This window comes from Achromobacter colocynthidis (assembly GCF_057334535.1).
The window spans coordinates 87,649-105,608 of the sequence record NZ_JBHFIZ010000023.1; the positions used below are offsets into that span (position 1 = coordinate 87,649).

At 63.7% G+C, this 17,960-nt stretch carries 12 protein-coding genes; 7 read left to right on the forward strand and 5 right to left on the reverse strand.

Translation table 11 applies throughout. From position 1 onward, the window contains the following. Positions 1-180: 180 nt before the first annotated feature. Positions 181-2,238, forward strand: a complete 2,058-nt coding sequence (locus tag ACE04A_RS08330; protein ID WP_485820036.1) for an OPT family oligopeptide transporter — start codon at positions 181-183, stop codon at positions 2,236-2,238. A 129-nt stretch (positions 2,239-2,367) separates the two neighbouring features. Here the strand turns inward: ACE04A_RS08330 and ACE04A_RS08335 are convergent, their stop codons facing one another. The 4 genes from ACE04A_RS08335 to puuE form a co-directional block, all read right to left on the reverse strand. Beyond that, entirely contained in the window at positions 2,368-3,873 is a 1,506-nt protein-coding gene (locus ACE04A_RS08335; RefSeq protein ID WP_259251826.1) for a nucleobase:cation symporter-2 family protein, read from the reverse strand. A gap of 231 nt (positions 3,874-4,104) precedes the next feature. Continuing rightward, on the reverse strand, positions 4,105-5,334 hold the full coding sequence (locus ACE04A_RS08340; RefSeq protein ID WP_485820037.1) for a M20 family metallopeptidase: 1,230 nt from the start codon (positions 5,332-5,334) through the stop codon (positions 4,105-4,107). A gap of 5 nt (positions 5,335-5,339) precedes the next feature. Further along, positions 5,340-7,118, reverse strand: a complete 1,779-nt coding sequence (gene uraD / locus ACE04A_RS08345) for a 2-oxo-4-hydroxy-4-carboxy-5-ureidoimidazoline decarboxylase (protein WP_485820038.1) — start codon at positions 7,116-7,118, stop codon at positions 5,340-5,342. Positions 7,119-7,129: 11 nt separating this feature from the next. Beyond that, positions 7,130-8,074 carry an allantoinase PuuE gene (gene puuE, locus ACE04A_RS08350; protein WP_485820039.1) on the reverse strand — a complete coding sequence of 315 codons (945 nt, stop codon included), beginning with the start codon at positions 8,072-8,074 and terminating at the stop codon, positions 7,130-7,132. Positions 8,075-8,271: 197 nt separating this feature from the next. Here puuE and uraH point away from each other — a divergent pair, with 197 nt between their 5' ends. Both uraH and ACE04A_RS08360 read left to right on the forward strand, forming a co-directional pair. Continuing rightward, positions 8,272-8,634 (forward strand): hydroxyisourate hydrolase, encoded by a 363-nt coding sequence (gene uraH / locus ACE04A_RS08355; RefSeq protein WP_448718535.1) that lies wholly within the window; start codon positions 8,272-8,274, stop codon positions 8,632-8,634. Between the two features lie 215 nt (positions 8,635-8,849). Continuing rightward, entirely contained in the window at positions 8,850-10,055 is a 1,206-nt protein-coding gene (locus tag ACE04A_RS08360; RefSeq protein WP_448718534.1) for a urate hydroxylase PuuD, read from the forward strand. A gap of 76 nt (positions 10,056-10,131) precedes the next feature. Here ACE04A_RS08360 and ACE04A_RS08365 read toward each other — a convergent pair whose 3' ends face one another. Next, positions 10,132-11,148, reverse strand: coding sequence for a 1-aminocyclopropane-1-carboxylate deaminase (locus ACE04A_RS08365; protein WP_259251817.1), 1,017 nt, complete (start codon positions 11,146-11,148; stop codon positions 10,132-10,134). Between the two features lie 194 nt (positions 11,149-11,342). On the opposite strand from ACE04A_RS08365, the gene ACE04A_RS08370 reads away from it, so the two are divergent. The 4 genes from ACE04A_RS08370 (at position 11,343) to lpdA (ending at position 17,905) form a co-directional block, all read left to right on the forward strand. Further along, a complete protein-coding gene (locus ACE04A_RS08370) occupies positions 11,343-11,813 on the forward strand; it encodes an Lrp/AsnC family transcriptional regulator (protein ID WP_100857249.1) in 471 nt (156 codons plus the stop codon). Between the two features lie 331 nt (positions 11,814-12,144). Further along, positions 12,145-15,012, forward strand: a complete 2,868-nt coding sequence (locus ACE04A_RS08375) for a 2-oxoglutarate dehydrogenase E1 component (protein WP_279995966.1) — start codon at positions 12,145-12,147, stop codon at positions 15,010-15,012. A 103-nt stretch (positions 15,013-15,115) separates the two neighbouring features. Beyond that, positions 15,116-16,348, forward strand: a complete 1,233-nt coding sequence (gene odhB / locus ACE04A_RS08380; protein ID WP_259251815.1) for a 2-oxoglutarate dehydrogenase complex dihydrolipoyllysine-residue succinyltransferase — start codon at positions 15,116-15,118, stop codon at positions 16,346-16,348. Between the two features lie 129 nt (positions 16,349-16,477). After that, positions 16,478-17,905 carry a dihydrolipoyl dehydrogenase gene (gene lpdA / locus ACE04A_RS08385; RefSeq protein ID WP_259251814.1) on the forward strand — a complete coding sequence of 476 codons (1,428 nt, stop codon included), beginning with the start codon at positions 16,478-16,480 and terminating at the stop codon, positions 17,903-17,905. The last annotated feature ends 55 nt before the right edge of the window (positions 17,906-17,960 follow it).

Genomic DNA, 17,960 nt, shown 5'->3' on the forward strand with positions numbered 1-17,960 from the left:
GTGGGTGGCATGAGTCATCAAATTCACAGGGAGATGCCGGAGATTTCAGCATAATCTTTTGCCGATGTTCCCCTTGCCGGCAGCTTCTGCGGCCTGGCGGCGCTTACTCGTGGTGACCACTGGGTGGACGCCGAAGCGCTAGAATGCGCGGTTTATTCGCATTCACAACGGGAGACTTCAATGACTCAACCCGTCAGCGTCCCTGCAAACGTCACGCTACCGGAACTGACGTTCCGGGGCATTTTGCTGGGCGCCCTGATTACCGTGATCTTCACGGCCTCGAACGTCTTCCTGGGGCTGAAGGTGGGCCTGACGTTTTCGTCCGCCATTCCGGCTGCGGTCATCTCGATGTCGGTGTTGCGCCTGTTCAAGGACGCCAACATCCTCGAAAACAATATGGTGCAGACGCAGGCCTCGGCGGCCGGCACGCTGTCGGCCATCATCTTCATCCTGCCGGCGCTGGTCATGATGGGCCACTGGCAGGGCTTCCCGTTCTGGCAGACGCTGGGCATTTGCGCGGCCGGCGGCATGTTGGGCGTGATGTTCACCATTCCGCTGCGCCACGTGATGGTGGTGCAGAGCAACCTGCCGTACCCGGAAGGCGGGGCCGCGGCCGAGATCCTGCGCGTGGGCAGCGCCGAACGGGCGCAGGATGCGGCCGAGGGCGATGCAGCGGGCAAGGCAGTGGGCAAACCCGTCGCGACCGGCATGGGCGATATCGTCGCGGGCGGCGTGGTGGCCGCGGTGGTCAGCTTTGCGGCCAACGGCTTGCGGGTGCTGGGCGATAGCGTCAGCGGTTGGTTCGCGCTGGGCGGCGCGGTGTTCCGGCTGCCCATGGGCTTTTCGCTGGCGTTGCTGGGCGCGGGCTACCTGATCGGCATCGTGGCGGGGCTGGCCATGCTGACCGGCCTGATCATTTCCTGGGGCATTGCGGTACCGGTGCTGACCGCCATGGGCGACATGCCGGCCGGGCAATCCCTGGCGCAGTACGCCACCGGCCTGTGGTCGTCGCAAGTGCGCTTCATTGGCGCGGGCGTGATCGGCGTGGGCGCAATCTGGACGCTGGCGACTCTGTTCGTGCCGATGGCGCGCGGCGTCAAGGCCTCGTTCTCGGCATTGACCAAAGCGGGCGCGGCGCGTGCGGGCCAGGCGCCGCGTACGGAACGCGACTTGTCGGCGGGCTGGATTTCGATCGTGACGCTGGTGCTGGTGGCGGTCTTGGTCATCACCTTCCAGGTGTTCCTGGCGGGCGCGCCCGTGTCGGCCGGCGCCATCTGGAAACTGGTGGCCTACGCCGTGCTGTTTGCCTTTGTGTTCGGCTTCCTGGTGGCCGCGGCCTGCGGCTACATGGCGGGCTTGGTGGGGTCGTCGACCAGCCCGATTTCGGGCGTAGGCATCGTGGCCATCGTGCTGGTGTCGCTGTTGATGCTGGCCCTGGGCGGCGAATTGCTTCAGGCGCAAAACGGCGTGCAGATGGCGATTGCGCTGTCCATCTTCAGTACCTCGGCGGTGGTGGCGGTGGCGTCCATTTCCAACGACAACCTGCAGGACTTGAAGACCGGCTGGTTGGTCGGGGCAACGCCGTGGCGCCAGCAGGTGGCGCTGCTGATTGGCTGCGTGGTGGGCGCGGCGGTGATTTCACCCGTGCTGGATCTGCTCTACAACGCCTACGGTTTCGCGGATGCGATGCCGCGCGAAGGCATGGACCCCACGCAAGCGCTGTCGGCGCCGCAGGCCACGCTGATGCTGGCAATTACGCGCGGCATTTTCACGCATCAACTGAATTGGACGATGATCCTGATCGGGATGGCCGTGGGGGTTGCGCTGATCGTGGTGGACGAAATCCTCAAGCGTACCTGCCGCGTGGCGCGCATTCCGGTGTTGGCCGTGGGCATCGGCATCTACCTGCCGCCGACCGGGGCGGCGCCGATTGTGGCGGGCGCGGTCCTGGCGTGGTTGCTGGAGCGCGCGTTGCGCCGCCGTGCCGCCGCCGCCGGAACCCCGTATGAGCAATTCGCCGATGCGCCGAACCGGCGTGGCGTGCTGATCGCCTCGGGCCTAATCGTGGGCGAGAGCCTGGTTGGCGTGCTGATGGCGGGGATTATCGGCGCGGCCGGTACTGATGCGCCATTGGCGATCGCGGGCGAGGATTTCTCGGTCGCGGCGTCTTACCTGGGGCTGGCCGTCTTTATCTTGGTGGCGGTCATGTTCTGGCGTCGGGTGATGCGCCTGGCATAAAGGGCCGGTGACGGAGGGGGCTGTGAACTAGGCGGACTGGTGAACAGATGAGGGCTGTGAACGGACGGACCTCGTGAACACATCGCGGCCTGCCCCGACGGGGCCCGGCCGCGATGCTCCACAACCCGATCAGTGTTCCTCGGCCTGCAGTGCCGCGGTGATGATGGCGCGTTCGTCATGCGTGGCGCCGTTAAGGAACAGGTTCAGCAGCACGGCCGACAGCGACGCCAGCAGAATGCCGGACTCGATCAGCGTGTGCAGTGAGTGCGGCATCCATTGTTTGAAATTGGGCGCGATCAGCGGCACCATGCCGATGCCGATCGACACCGCCACGATCATGGAATTGTGGCGGTTGCCCTTGAAGTCCACCCCCGACAGGATGCGGATGCCGGTGGCGGTCACCATGCCGAACATGACGATGCCGGCGCCGCCCAGCACCACGGTGGGCAGCGATTCCACCAGCGCGGCCATCTTGGGCAGCAGGCCCAGCACCAGCAGGATGATGCCGCCCGCCACGCAGACAAAGCGGCTTTTCACGCCGGTCACCGCGACCAGGCCCACGTTCTGCGAAAAGCTGGTGTACGGGAATGTGTTGAAGATGCCGCCGATGAGCGTGCCCAGGCCGTCCGTGCGCAGCCCGCGCGCCATGTTCTCCTGGCTGATCTCGCGCTCGGTCATTTCGCCCAGCGCCAGGAACATGCCGGCGGATTCGATCATCACCACCACCATGATCAGCGCCATGCTCAGAATCAACATGGGGTCGAACCTTGGCATGCCGAAATGGAAGGGCAGGACGATGTCGAACCAGTCTGCCTGGCCGATTTTCTCGAACGTCATGATGCCGGTGGCCGAGGCCACGATGGCGCCGATCACGATGCCCAGCAACACCGAGATGTTGGCAATGAAGCCGCGCGTGAATTTGACGATCAGCAGGATGGACGTCAGCACCAGCACGGCGATGCCGAAGCCGGTCAGGTCCGCATAGCGCGGGTTGGGCATCGACGGCATGATGGCGAAACCTTGCGGCACGGGCGGGATGGCGCTGCCCGGCGAGGTGACGTCGGCCAACCACTTTGCGTAGATGGGGTCCACGATAACGGGCGCGGTGGGGCCGGACGGGTTGCCGAACACCCAGTTGATGCCGACCCGCATCAAGGTGATGCCGATGACCGTGATGATGGTGCCCGTTACCACGGGCGGAAAGTAGCGCAGCATGCGGCTGATCATCGGGGCGACCAGGATGGAGATGATGCCCGCCCCGATGATGGTCCCGAATAGCAGTTGCGCCCCGCCCGGGCCGGGGTTGGCGTTTGCCATCGCCACCATGGGGGCCACCGCCGCGAACGTGACACCCATCATCACGGGCAGTTTGATGCCGAACCACTGCGTGGCGCCCAAGGTCTGGATCAAGGTCACCAGGCCGCAACAGAACAGGTCCGCCGAGATCAGCATGGCGACTTCGTCGGGCGTCAGGTTCAGGGCGCGGCCGACGATCAACGGTACGGCCACCGCGCCGGCATACATCACCAACACGTGTTGCAGGCCCAGCGCCGCCAGCTTGCCCGAGGGCAGACGCTGGTCAACGGGGTGGATGTCTTGAGACGCGCTGGAAGGCGCGGGCGATGCAGCCTGCATGGGAAAGTCTCCTGGCGGAGTGAAATGTCGGTCGGGAAAATCCTGAAAAGCAGTTCTTGTGTACGAGGAATGTATACAGCCAGGAGGGGTTCTCGAAATAGAGGAAAACCCGAATCAAATAGACATTATTAGTTACGTTATGTAGGAAAGTTCGGGGTGTACGGCAGTGGGTGGGACATGACGCCGCGCATGGGCGGCGTCATGGGTTGCCGTAACTCAGGTTGCCGAAACTCAGACCGGTTGAAGCAGGTCCGACAAGGTGCGCGCGATGACCTTGGTGGCCCGCCGCAAGTCTTCCAGCACGACGCGTTCGTCGTTGCGTTTGGCGTGGGATTCCAGCACGGTGCGCGGGCCGGCGCCGTAGATCACGCCGGGAATGCCGGCCTCGCCGTACAGGCGCACATCGGTATAGAGCGGCGTGCCCATGGCGGGTATGGGTTCGCCAAACAGCGCTTCACCGTGCTTCTGGATGGCGTCCACCAGCGGCTGGTTGCCCGGCAGGGGGCGCATCGAATTGGCCAGCAGCAGGCGCTTGATGTCGATCGTGATCCCGGGCGTGGCGGCCGCCGCTTCCTGGATGATCCGGCGGATGTCCGCTTCCACTTCAACGGCGTTTTCTTCGGGGATCATGCGACGGTCCAGCTTGAAGCTGACCTTGCCGGGCACCACGTTCGTGTTGGTACCGCCTTCAATGCGTCCGACATTCAGGTAGGGATGGCTGATGCCGGGCACGTCCGACGTAATGTCCTGGTAGTGCGCGTTTTGTGCGTACAGCGCATTCAGGATCTTGACCGCGCCTTGCAGCGCGTCCACGCCGGTGGAAGGAATGGCGGCATGCGCCATCTTGCCGTGCACCGTCACTTCCATTTGCAGGCAGCCGTTGTGCGCGGTGACCACTTCATAGCTGAACCCGGCGGCGATCATCAGGGCGGGCTTGGTCAGGCCTTGCGACAGCAGCCAGCCGGGGCCGAGCAAGCCGCCAAATTCTTCGTCATACGTAAAGTGCAGTTCAACGGCGCCATGGCTGGGCTTGGCCACGGCTTCCAATGCGCGCACGGCATAGGTGAAGCTGGCGAAGTCGCTTTTGCTGACGGCGGCGGCGCGGCCATACAGGCTGCCGTTTTCAATTTCAGCGCCATAGGGGTCGTGCTGCCAGCCGTCGCCGGGGGGCACCACGTCGCCGTGGGCGTTCAGCGCCACGCGCCTGCCCGGGCCGTATTCGCGCCGCACGATCAGGTTGGTAATGGATTCCATGCCGTAGTCCCGCACCTGTTGCGTGGGGACGGCGTGCGCTTCGGCTTCAAGGCCCATCTCCTTGAGCAGTTCGGCGGTGCGGACCGCGTGCGGGGCGTTGTTGCCGGGTGGTGTGTCGGTGGGTACGCGCACCAGCGATTGCAGGAAGCGCACCTGCTCGTCGAAGTGGGCGTCGATCCAGGCGTCTAGTCGTGCGTAGTCAGTCATGGCGTTTAGCGTTTGATGTCGTTGGCAAGATCATCCAGCAGGCCTTGCATGGCTTGCGCGGCCAGTTGGATGTCGTCTCGGGTGGTGGATTCGCGGGGGTTGTGGCTGATGCCGTGGTTCTGGCCGCGCACGAAAAGCATGGCTTGGGGCATGACTTCGTGCAGCTTCATGGCGTCGTGCCCGGCGCCGCTGGGCATGCGATGCACCGGCATGCCCAGCGCGTCGACGGCGCGTTCCCAGCGCTGTTGCCACGCGGGCGTACTGGGCGCGGCCGCGGCGCGCATGGTTTCTTCAAGCGCATAGCGCAGGCCGCGGCGTTGGCAGATGGCGTCAAGTTCGGCCAGCACGTCGTTCACCAGCGCGTCGCGTTGCGGATCGCTGGGGGCGCGCAGGTCCAGGCTGAAGCGGCATTCGCCCGGCACCACGTTGATGGACCCGTTGGGCACTTCCAGCATGCCGATGGTACCGACCGAATCGCCGTCACGCGCCGCGCGCTGTTCCACATACAAGGCCAGCTCGGCCGTGGCGGTGGCTGCATCGCGGCGCCGGTTCATGGGCGTGGTGCCCGCATGGCAGGCCATGCCGAAGATCTGCGCCTGGTAGCGCACGCTACCGTTGATGGACGTGACGATGCCCAGGGGCAGGCCCATTTCGTACAGCACCGGCCCTTGTTCGATGTGGACTTCGACAAAGCCCAGATAGCGCGACGGGTCGCGTCGCAGCTTGGGGATGTCATCAATGCACAGGCCGGCATGCAGCATGGCGTCGCGCATGGTGACGCCCTGGGCGTCTTGCTGGTCCAGCCATTCGGGTTTGAAGTGGCCGATCAGTGCGCCGGATCCCAGGAAGGTGGCGCGGTAGCGCTGGCCTTCTTCTTCGGCAAAGCCGATTACTTCAAGGTGGTAGGGCAGGCGGCGGCCCTGGCGGTGGAGTTCGCGCACGCAGGCCATGGGCACGAAGATGCCCAGGCGGCCATCGTATTTGCCGCCGTTGCGTACGGTGTCGTAATGGCTGCCGGTCATGAGCGTGGGGGCGTCGGCGTGGTCGGCGCGGTAGCGGCCCACCACGTTGCCTACGGCGTCGATTTCAACCTCGTCGAAGCCGCAGTCGCGCATCCAGTGCGATATGCGTTGCGCGCAGGCGCGGTGCGCCTCGGTCAGATAGGTGACGGTAAGCTGGCCCTTCTCGGCGTAGCCGGGGTCGCTATGGATGCTGAGGCGTTCCTGCCAGTCCCATATGTCGTTACCCAGGCTCAGGTCCAGGCCGAACTTATCCGCCAGGCGGATCTCGACGATGCGGTGGATGTTGCGCAGCGCTTCCTGGCGTTCAACGTCGGGCGGGTTGTCGAGCCGGCGTGCGAATTCATCGATGATCTGCTGGCGGTTCAGACCCGTGCCGCGCGCGCCGCGCACGGCCAGGATGAAGGGAAAGCCGAAGCGCGCGTTGTAGTCGGTGTTCAGTTGCTGCAAGCGCGCCAGTTCGTCGGGCGAGCAATGTGTGAGCCCCGCTTGGTCTTGTTCGTTGGTGGATTCCGCGGTCAGGCTGTTTTGCAGCATGGCGCGGCCGGCCAGTTCCGGGTGCGCGCGGATCAATGCCAACTGCGCTTCGATATCGGCCTGGTCCAGCACCTGCCGCATCTGGTCTTGCAGATGCGCCAAGGACCGGAAAGGGCGCGCCGCCAACGCTTGCCGCGCGATCCACGGCGAATGTTCGTACAGGCCGTCAAGGATGGCTAGCGCCGCCTCGGGCGTGGCGGCATTGAGTTGTTCCAGCGTGTGGGGCATGGTTGTCGCGCTCAACGGTTGGGTAGGTAGGGATGGGTGGCTTTCCAGTGCCGGGCGATATCCAGGCGGCGGCACACCCAGACGCGGTCGTGGCTGGCGATGTGGTCCAGAAACCGTTGCAACGCCGTGATGCGGCCCGGGCGCCCCAGCAGCCGGCAATGCATGCCGATGCTGAGCATCTTGGGCGCTTCGTCGCCTTCGGCGTAGAGCACGTCGAAACTGTCTTTCAGGTACTGGAAGAACGGGTCGGCGTGCGAGTAACCCTGGGGCAGGGCAAAGCGCATGTCGTTGCAGTCCAGCGTGTAGGGCACGATCAATTGCGGCACGACGGCGCCGTCGCTTTTTTGTACCTGCATCCAGAAGGGCAGGTCGTCGCCGTAGTAGTCGCTGTCGTATTCAAAGCCGCCGTAGTCCGCCACCAGGCGGCGCGTGCGGGGGCTGTCGCGCCCGGTGTACCAGCCCAGCGGCCGCGTGCCCGTCAACTGCGTGATGGCGTCCATCCCTAGGCGCATGTGTTCGCGCTCGGTGGCTTCGTCCACGTTCTGGTAGTGCACCCATCGCCAGCCATGGCAGGCGATTTCGTGGCCCAGTTCGGTGAATGCCGCCGTCAGTTCGGGATGGCGCTGCAAGGCCATGCCCACGCCGAATACCGTCAGCGGCAGTTGCCGTTTTTCGAATTCGCGCAGGATGCGCCACACGCCGGTACGCGACCCATATTCATAGATGCCTTCCATGCTGAGATGGCGGTCGGGGTAGCTGGCGGGGTTGAACATTTCCGACAGGAATTGTTCGGAGCCAGGGTCGCCATGCAGCACGCTGTTTTCGCCGCCTTCTTCGTAATTCAAAACGAATTGCACAGCGATGCGAGCCCGGCCCGGCCATTGCGCGGGGGGCGGATTGCGGCCATAGCCGACGAGGTCGCGGGGATACGGAAGCGTGGAATCGTAGGTGTTCATGAAGGAATGGGCACAGAGCGGTGGGGCACAGAGCCGTGGGGCACAAAGCCGATAAGCGCGGCAAGGCCCGGGTGGGCGGACGGTTTCATGATGGGCTAAACAATAGCTGGAAAGCAATTAGCTGTATACAATTTATGTACATCATTAAGGATAACCATAAGATCACCGGGCACACCGCCCGACGCACAGGAGACATCATGGGATTGACCACGCACGTACTCGACACCATGCACGGGTGCCCGGCCGAGGGCATGGCGGTTGCGCTGTATGCCACCCAGGCTTCCCCCGACGGCGCTTCGGCCACGCTGCTCAGCCGGTTCACCTTGAACCACGAAGGCCGCAGCGCCAAACCACTGTTCAACGACGCAGAACTGAAGGTAGGCACCTATCGGCTGGTATTCGATGTGGCCGGTTATTTCAAGGCGCGCGGCGTGGCCTTGCCCGAGCCCAATTTCCTGAACCAGGTCAGCCTGGATTTTGGCGTGGCACATGCCGATCAGCACTATCACGTGCCATTGCTGGTCAGCCCCTGGAGCTATTCCACCTATCGTGGGTCATGATGGCCAGATGGTGGCATCAGGGTATTCCTGATGCCAGGACGGCCCGCCTTCCGTAGCTTTGTAAACAAAACCTGCATACAATTTCGCGGATCTTGATCGCAGCGGTGCGGGGCTTATCAACCAGGCCTTGTGCGCGATCTATCTCTGCTTACAGCGCCCGCGGTGGTAGGCAGTGCGGCGGAGCCTATCAAGGCCCGCCCACTGCGGGGGCGTGAATGGAAAGCTACTACCTGGATTGGGTCAACCTGTTGCTGCGTTGGGCCCACATCATTACCGGCATCGCGTGGATCGGCACCTCGTTCTACTTTGTGATGCTGGACAACAGCCTGGAAAAGCCGCAAGACGCCGAGTCGCTCGACAAGGGCGTGGGCGGCGAGCAATGGGCGGTACACGGCGGCGGGTTCTACAACATGCAGAAGTACGCGGTGCAGCCCAAGAAGCTGCCCGAACATCTGCATTGGTCATTCTGGGAAAGCTACAGCACCTGGCTGACCGGCTTCGCGCTGTTCACCGTGTCGTACCTGTGGAACGCCAGTACCTATCTGATTGACCGGTCGAAAATGGATTGGCAGCCCGGCACCGCCGTGGCGGTGGCGCTGGCGTTCTTCGTCGTGTTCTGGATTGTCTACGACGGCATCTGTCGTTTGTTCGGCCGGGGCAAGCATGGCGACACCATCGTGGGCGTGCTGGTCGCGGTGTTCATCGCCCTGGCGTCCTGGCTGGCCTGCCATTGGTTCGCGGGCCGCGCCGCGTTCCTGCTGGTTGGCGCGATGATGGCCACCACCATGAGCGGCAACGTGTTCTTCTGGATCATCCCCGGCCAGCGCAAGAACGTGGCGGCGATGCGCGCGGGCAAGCCGGTCGACCCGGTCCATGGCCAGCGCGGCAAACAGCGCAGCGTGCACAACACCTACTTCACGCTGCCGGTGGTGTTCACCATGATGAGCAACCACTACAGCTTTACCTACACCCATCACTACAACTGGATCGTGCTGCTGCTGATCATGTTGGGCGGCGCGGCGATTCGGCAGTTCTTCGTGGTGCGCCATCGCTTCAAGCTGGGCAACGCGCGCAACCCGCTGCCGTATGTGCTGTTGGGCGTGGCGGTGCTGGGCTTGACCATTGTGTGGATGCGGCCCGCGCCCGTGGGGGCGTCAGCGGCGGTGGCCGCGCCCGCCGAGGTGGCGTTTGCCAAGGTGCGCCATGTATTCGACCAGCGCTGCCTGCTTTGCCACGGCGAGCAGGTGCAGATGAAGAACGTGCGCCTGGATTCCGTTGAGCAGATTTCCGTCCATGCCCAGGCCGTGTACCAGCAAGTGGTGGTGTCGAAAATCATGCCGATGGCCAATTCCACCGGCATGACCGACGGCGAACGCGCGTTGATCGGCGCGTGGTTTCAAGCCGGCGCAAAGACCCGGTAGCCGGGGCGGGGCCGGTCAGCGCAAGTCGCCGGCCGGCCAGCCCATGGCCCCGAAGCCGGTGGGTGGGCCGTCGGCCTCAGCCGTTGCGGTACAGAAAGCTGTAGGCGTTGATCGCCGGCACCCCTCCCAGGTGCGCATACAGAACCTTCGACCCAGCCGGAATCTCGCCTCGGCGAACCAGATCCATCATGCCCTGCATCGACTTCCCCTCGTACACGGGGTCGGTCATCATGCCCTCCAGCCGCGCGCAGGTGCGAATGGCGTCGTTGGTTTCGGCCGACGGCAAGCCGTACGCGGGATAGGCGTAGCGCGTATCCAGCACCACGTCGCTGTCGGCAATGCCTGCTTCCAGCCCCACCATATCCGCCGTGCGGCGAGCGATGCGCAGGATCTGCGCGCGGGTTTGTTCCGGTGTGGCCGATGCGTCGATGCCGATGACGCGGTTGGCCCGGCCGTCCGCCGCAAAGCCCACCACCATGCCGGCCTGCGTGCTGCCAGTGACGGCGCAGACCACGATGTAGTCAAACTTGAAGCCTAGCTCGGCTTCCTGGCGCCGCACCTCTTCGGCAAAGCCCACATAGCCCAGCCCGCCCAGTTCGTGATCGGACGCGCCGGCGGGAATGGCGTAAGGCTTGCCGCCCCGTTTGCGCACGTCTTCCAGCGCCTCTTCCCAACTGCGGCGAAAGCCGATGTCAAAGCCTTGATCCACCAGGCGCACGTCGGCGCCCATCAGGCGGCTCATCATGATGTTGCCGACCCGGTCGTAGACGGCGTCGGAATAGTCCACCCAGTTTTCCTGCACCAGCACGCAGGCCAGGCCCAGCTTGGCGGCCACCGCGGCCACCATGCGGGTGTGGTTGGATTGAATGCCGCCGATGGTGACCAGCGTGTCGCAACCTTGTTCCAGCGCCTGCGGGATCAGGTATTCCAGCTTGCGCAGCTTGTTGCCGCCAAAGGCCAGGCCGCTATTGCAGTCTTCGCGCTTGGCGTAGATGTCGACCTTGCCGCCCAGGTGCGCGGACAGGCGTTCAAGTTTTTCGATGGGGGTGTCGCCAAAGGTCAGGCGATGTCGGGGAAAACGTTGCAGATCCATGCGGGCTCCTGATGAGGGCATTCCGGCCGGCGAGTGAGGCTCGGATGGGAAAAATCATAGGAATCGCGGGTGGAAGTGGTCAATTGCGTATTGAAAGCAGTATGAAATATAAAAATTGATGATCGGAAGTATTTTCGATTTAATATTTTTTCAAATCAGACATCAACCAGATAATATTTTTAGGGACGTATTAAATGGCCGCGCTTTCTGGACTGGACCGTATCGACCGGCACATTCTTCGCGTCTTGCAGGACGACGCGCAGATCACCAACCTGGATCTCAGCGCGCGCGTCCACCTGAGCCCCGCGGCCTGTTTGCGGCGCGTGGAAAAGCTGAAGGCCGAAGGCATCATCAAAAAGACGGTGGCGTTGCTTGAACCCGCCGAGGTCGACATGGCCACGCTGGTCATCGTCGGGGTGGTGCTGGACCGTTCCACGCCGGATTCCTTCACCGACTTCGAGGAAGCGGCGCGCGGCATCAGTGGCTGCCTGGAATGCCACCTGGTGGCGGGCGAGTTCGACTACTTCCTGATGCTGCGCATACGCGACCTGGAACGCTTCAACAAGCTGCATGCGGGCGAGATCATCAAGCTGCCCGGCGTACGCCAGATTCGCACCTTTTTTGTGTTGAAAGAGATCTTGTCGACGACGGCCTTGCCGGTGTGACGCGGCTAATGCACAACACTCACGCATCGAAGTGCTCAGCAATGACGCACTGCGGCATTTTGGAATGGCAGAAATTGATGGCGCGTAGACGTCGCAATGTCAGGGGTTGGCCGGACATTCCACGGCCGCATGCAGGCATTCCGAAAGGGCTTTTTGCGCCACAAAAATGTCTCAAGACGCCCGTAAACTCAAAGGGTTATACTGCTCGGCATACGGCTTTCAAGGCTTGTACGCGCCTTCTGCCCCCTGCGATCCGCTAAACGGGAAGCCCGTGTCGCGGAAGGTTTTTCCTGCATCGTGTCGAGTGAAGCACTCGTAAAGGTGAAGCGATATGTCTTCGGAAATAGAATCTCTATCCACGTCTTATCTCTTTGGCGGTAACGCGCCATATGTTGAGGAGCTTTACGAAGCCTACCTCGACAATCCCGGTTCGGTTCCTGATAACTGGCGCGAATATTTCGACCAGTTGCAGCACGCTCCCGCTACCGACGGCCAAGAGTCCACTCGTGACCAGGCCCACGCTCCCATCGTCGAATCGTTCGCCCAGCGCGCCAAGGCCAATGCCTTTGTGCAACGCTCTGCTGAACCCGATCTGAGCGTCGCCAGCAAGCAGGTGTCGGTGCAATCGCTGATTGCCGCCTACCGCTCGCTGGGCTCGCGCTGGGCTGACCTGGATCCGCTCAAGCGCCAAGAGCGCCCGCCGATCCCCGAACTGGATCCGGCCTTCTACGGCCTGACCGAAGCCGACCTGGATCAAACCTACTCGGCCACCAACACCTACTTCACGACCGCCAGCACCATGACGCTGCGCGACATCCTGAAGGCGCTGCGCGACACGTATTGCCGCAGCATCGGTGCTGAATTCACGCACATCTCCGACCCCGCCGCCAAGCGCTGGATCCAGGAACGCCTGGAAACCACGCTGGGCGCGCCGGCCTACTCGGCCGAAGAAAAGCGCCACATCCTGCAGCAGCTGACCGAGTCCGAAGGGCTCGAGCGCTTCCTGCACACCAAGTACGTCGGCCAGAAGCGCTTCTCGCTGGAAGGCGGCGAAAGCTTCATCGCCTCGATGGACGAAGTGGTGAACCACGCCGGTGAAAACGGCGTCCAGGAAATCGTGGTCGGCATGGCCCACCGTGGCCGCCTGAACCTGCTTGTGAACATCATGGGCAAGATGCCCGGCGACCTGTTCGCCGAGTTCGAAGGCAAGCACGCTGAAGGCCTGACCGACGGCGACGTGAAGTACCACAACGGCTTCTCGTCCGACCTGTCCACCCGTGGCGGCCCGGTCCACCTGTCGTTGGCGTTCAACCCGTCCCACCTTGAAATCGTCAACCCCGTGGTCGAAGGCAGCGCGCGCGCTCGCCAGGAACGCCGCGGCGACGCCGAAGGCAAGACCGTGCTGCCGGTGCTGGTGCACGGCGACGCGGCTTTCGCCGGCCAAGGCGTGGTGATGGAAACGCTGAACCTGGCCCAAACCCGCGGCTACGGCACGGGCGGCACGCTGCACATCGTCATCAACAACCAGATCGGCTTCACCACGTCCGACCCGCGTGACTCGCGTTCGACGCTGTATTGCACCGACGTGGTCAAGATGATCGAAGCCCCGGTGTTCCACGTCAACGGCGACGACCCCGAAGCCGTGGTGTTCGTCACCAAGCTGGCCCTGGACTACCGCCTGCAATTCCGTCACGACATCGTCGTGGACATCGTTTGCTTCCGCAAGCTGGGCCACAACGAGCAAGACACCCCGTCGCTGACGCAGCCCCTGATGTACAAGCGCATCGGCCATCACCCCGGCACGCGCAAGCTGTACGCCGACAAGCTGACCACGCAAGGCGTGCTGGCTGAAGGCGAAGCCGATCAACTGGTCAAGGACTACCGTCAACTGATGGAAGACGGCCAGCGCACGATCGAACCCGTGCTGACCGACTACAAGAGCAAGTACGCCATCGACTGGTCGCCGTTCCTGGGCGCCAAGTGGACCGACCAGGCCGACACCGCCGTGCCGCTGGCCGAACTCAAGCGCATCGGCGAACGCATCACGACGGTTCCGGAAGGCTTCACGGTGCACCCGCTGGTCGCCAAGCTGCTGAACGACCGCCGCACGATGGCCAAGGGCGAACTGAACCTGGACTGGGGCATGGGCGAACACCTCGCCTTCGCCACCCTGGTGTCCTCGGGCTACGCCATCCGCATCACCGGCCAGGATTCGGGCCGTGGCACGTTCACGCACCGCCACGCCGTGCTGCACGACCAGAACCGCGAACGCTGGAACGACGGCACCTACATTCCGCTGCAGAACGTGTCGGACGGCCAGGCGCCGTTCACCGTCATCGACTCCGTGCTGTCCGAAGAGGCGGTGCTGGGCTTTGAATACGGCTACTCCAGCGCTGAACCGAACACGCTGACCATCTGGGAAGGCCAGTTTGGCGACTTCGTCAACGGCGCCCAGGTCGTGATCGACCAGTTCATCAGCTCCGGCGAAGCCAAGTGGGGCCGCCAGTCGGGCCTGACCCTGATGCTGCCGCACGGCTACGAAGGCCAAGGCCCCGAGCACTCGTCGGGCCGCATCGAGCGCTTCCTGCAACTGTGCGCCGACAACAACATGCAAGTGGTCCAGCCGACCTCTGCCTCGCAGATCTTCCACGTTCTGCGCCGCCAGATGATCCGCCCGTTCCGCAAGCCGCTGGTGCTGTTCACGCCGAAGTCGCTGCTGCGCAACAAGGACGCGGGTTCGCCCCTGACCGACCTGGCCGGCGGCAGCTTCCAGCCGGTGATCGGTGAAGTCGACGAGGCCATCGACGCCAGCAAGGTCAAGCGCGTTCTGGCTTGCTCGGGCAAGGTGTACTACGACCTGGTCAACGCCCGCCGCGAGCGTGGCGCCGACCACGTCGCCATCGTCCGCGTCGAGCAGTTGTACCCGTTTGCGCACAAGGCGTTCGAGACCGAACTGCGCAAGTACCCGAAGGCCACCGAAGTGATCTGGGTTCAGGACGAACCGCAGAACCAAGGCGCCTGGTTCTACGTTCAGCATCACGTGTACGAGAACATGGTGGAAGGCCAGAAGCTGGGCTACGCCGGCCGCGCCGCGTCGGCATCGCCGGCCGTGGGCTACCTGGCCAAGCACCAGGAGCAGCAGAAGGCCCTGATCGAAACGGCTTTCGCGCCCAAGTTCAAGGTCATGTTGACGAAGTAACCCTGACTTGATGCACGCGCCGCGCGCGGCAAGCGTTTTGGAACCCGGTTTCGAACCTTGCCGCGCAGCGTGACCAGAACACAAACTTTACGGAACAAACAAAATGGCTATTACCGACGTCGTTGTCCCCCAACTTTCCGAATCCGTCTCCGAAGCGACCCTGCTGACCTGGAAGAAGCAGCCGGGCGCTGCCGTTGAAGCGGACGAAATCCTGATCGAAGTCGAAACCGACAAGGTTGTGCTGGAAGTGCCGGCTCCCGCTTCGGGCGTGCTGGCTGAAATCGTCAAGGGCGATGGCAGCACCGTGACCTCGGGCGAAGTGCTGGCCCGTATCGACACCGCCGCCAAGGCCGCCGCCGCCGCGACCGCTCCGGCCGAAGCCCCCAAGGCCGCTGAACAAGCCCCCGCTGCTCCCGCCGCTGCCCCGGCCTCGTCGGCCGCTGCCGGCGTGGCATCGCCCGCCGCCGCCAAGATCCTGGCCGAGAAGGGCGTTGACGCCGCTTCCGTGTCGGGCACCGGCCGCGACGGCCGCGTGACCAAGGGCGACGCCCTGGCCGCTGGCGCCGCCCCCGCCGCCAAGGCTGCTCCGGCCAAGGCCCCGGCTGCTCCGGCCCCGACCACGCTGTCGCTGGACGGCCGTCCGGAACAGCGCGTGCCGATGAGCCGCCTGCGCGCCCGCATCGCCGAGCGCCTGCTGCAGTCGCAACAAGAAAACGCAATCCTGACCACGTTCAACGAAGTGAACATGCAAGCGGTCATCGATCTGCGCAGCAAGTACAAGGACAAGTTCGAAAAGGAACACGGCATCAAGCTGGGCTTCATGTCGTTCTTCGTCAAGGCCGCTGTGGCCGCGCTGAAGAAGTACCCGCTGATCAACGCGTCGATCGACGGCAAGGACATCATCTATCACGGCTACTTCGACATCGGTATCGCTGTCGGCAGCCCGCGTGGCCTGGTGGTGCCGATCCTGCGCAACGCCGACCAACTGTCCATCGCTGAAATCGAAAAGACCATCGCCGACTTCGGTCGCCGCGCCGCTGACGGCAAGCTGGGCATTGAAGAAATGACCGGTGGCACGTTCTCGATCTCCAACGGTGGCGTGTTCGGTTCGATGCTGTCGACCCCGATCATCAACCCGCCGCAATCGGCCATCCTGGGCGTGCACGCCACGAAGGATCGCGCTGTTGTCGAAAATGGCCAGATCGTCATCCGTCCGATGAACTACTTGGCCCTGTCCTATGACCACCGCATCATTGACGGCCGCGAAGCCGTGCTGGGCCTGGTCGCCATGAAGGACGCCCTGGAAGATCCGCAGCGCCTGTTGCTGGACCTGTAATCTCGACGCCCCGCGCGGCGCCGCACCGGGCCTTCCGGATCGCGGCGCCCCGGCCGGCGCACGGCTGGCCTCCGGCTCGCAAACACCGGGCGGGGCGTGTTCCACCCCACACTCAATCGCGAGAACACTATGTCCAAACAATTTGACGTCGTCGTGATCGGCGCAGGCCCTGGCGGCTACATCGCCGCCATTCGCGCAGCCCAACTGGGCATGTCGGTCGCTTGCATCGACGCCTGGCAAAACGGCCAAGGCGGCCCGGCTCCTGGCGGCACCTGCACCAACGTCGGCTGCATTCCGTCCAAGGCGCTGCTGCAATCGTCCGAGCACTTTGAACAAGCCAACCACCACTTCGCCGAGCACGGCATCGAAGTCAAGGGCGTCAGCCTGAAGCTCGACACGCTGATCGGCCGCAAGAACACGGTGGTCAAGCAGAACAACGACGGCATCCTGTACCTGTTCAAGAAGAACAAGGTCACGTTCTTTCACGGCAAGGGCCAGTTCAGCGGCCAAGTGGAAGGCGGCTGGGCCATCAAGGTCACCGGCACCGCCGAAGAAGACCTGATCGCCAAGCACGTGGTGGTGGCCACGGGTTCGTCGGCGCGTGAACTGCCCGGCCTGCCGTTCGACGAAAAGGTCGTGCTGTCCAACGACGGCGCACTGAACATCGGCGCCGTGCCGAAGACGCTGGGCGTGATCGGCGCCGGCGTGATCGGCCTGGAAATGGGCAGCGTGTGGCGCCGCCTGGGTTCGGAAGTGACCATCCTGGAAGCGATGCCGGAATTCCTGGCCGCCGCTGACGGCCAAGTGGCCAAGGAAGCGCTGAAGGCGTTCACCAAGCAAGGCCTGAACATCCAAATGGGTGTGAAGATCGGCGAGATCAAGGCCACCGCCAAGTCGGTGACCGTGCCCTACGTCGACGCCAAGGGCGCCGAGCAGAAGCTGGTGGTCGACAAGCTGATCGTCTCGATCGGCCGCGTGCCCTACACCGGCGGCCTGAACGCCGACGCCGTGGGCCTGAAGCTGGACGAACGCGGCTTCGTGGCCGTGGACGGCGACTGCAAGACCAATCTGCAAAACGTCTGGGCAGTGGGTGACGTGGTGCGCGGCCCGATGCTGGCGCACAAGGCCGAGGAAGAAGGCGTGGCGGTTGCCGAGCGCATCGCCGGCCAGCATGGCCACGTCAACTTCGACACCGTGCCGTGGGTCATCTACACGTCGCCGGAAATTGCCTGGGTCGGCAAGACCGAACAGCAACTCAAGGCCGAAGGCCGCGAGTACAAGGCCGGCAGCTTCCCGTTCCTGGCCAACGGCCGCGCCCGCGCGCTGGGCGACACCACCGGCTTTGCCAAGGTGATTGCCGATGCCAAGACCGACGAAGTCCTGGGCGTGCACATCGTGGGCCCGATGGCCTCGGAACTGATCTCGGAAGCCGTGACCATCATGGAATTCCGTGGCGCCGCCGAAGACATCGCCCGCATCTGCCACGCGCACCCGACGCTGTCGGAAGCCGTGAAGGAAGCCGCTCTGGCCGTGGACAAGCGCGCGCTGAACTTCTAAGCGTGCTTGACCGGAGCTAGACAGGGGGCGGGTTCAAGGACCCGCCCTTTTTTCA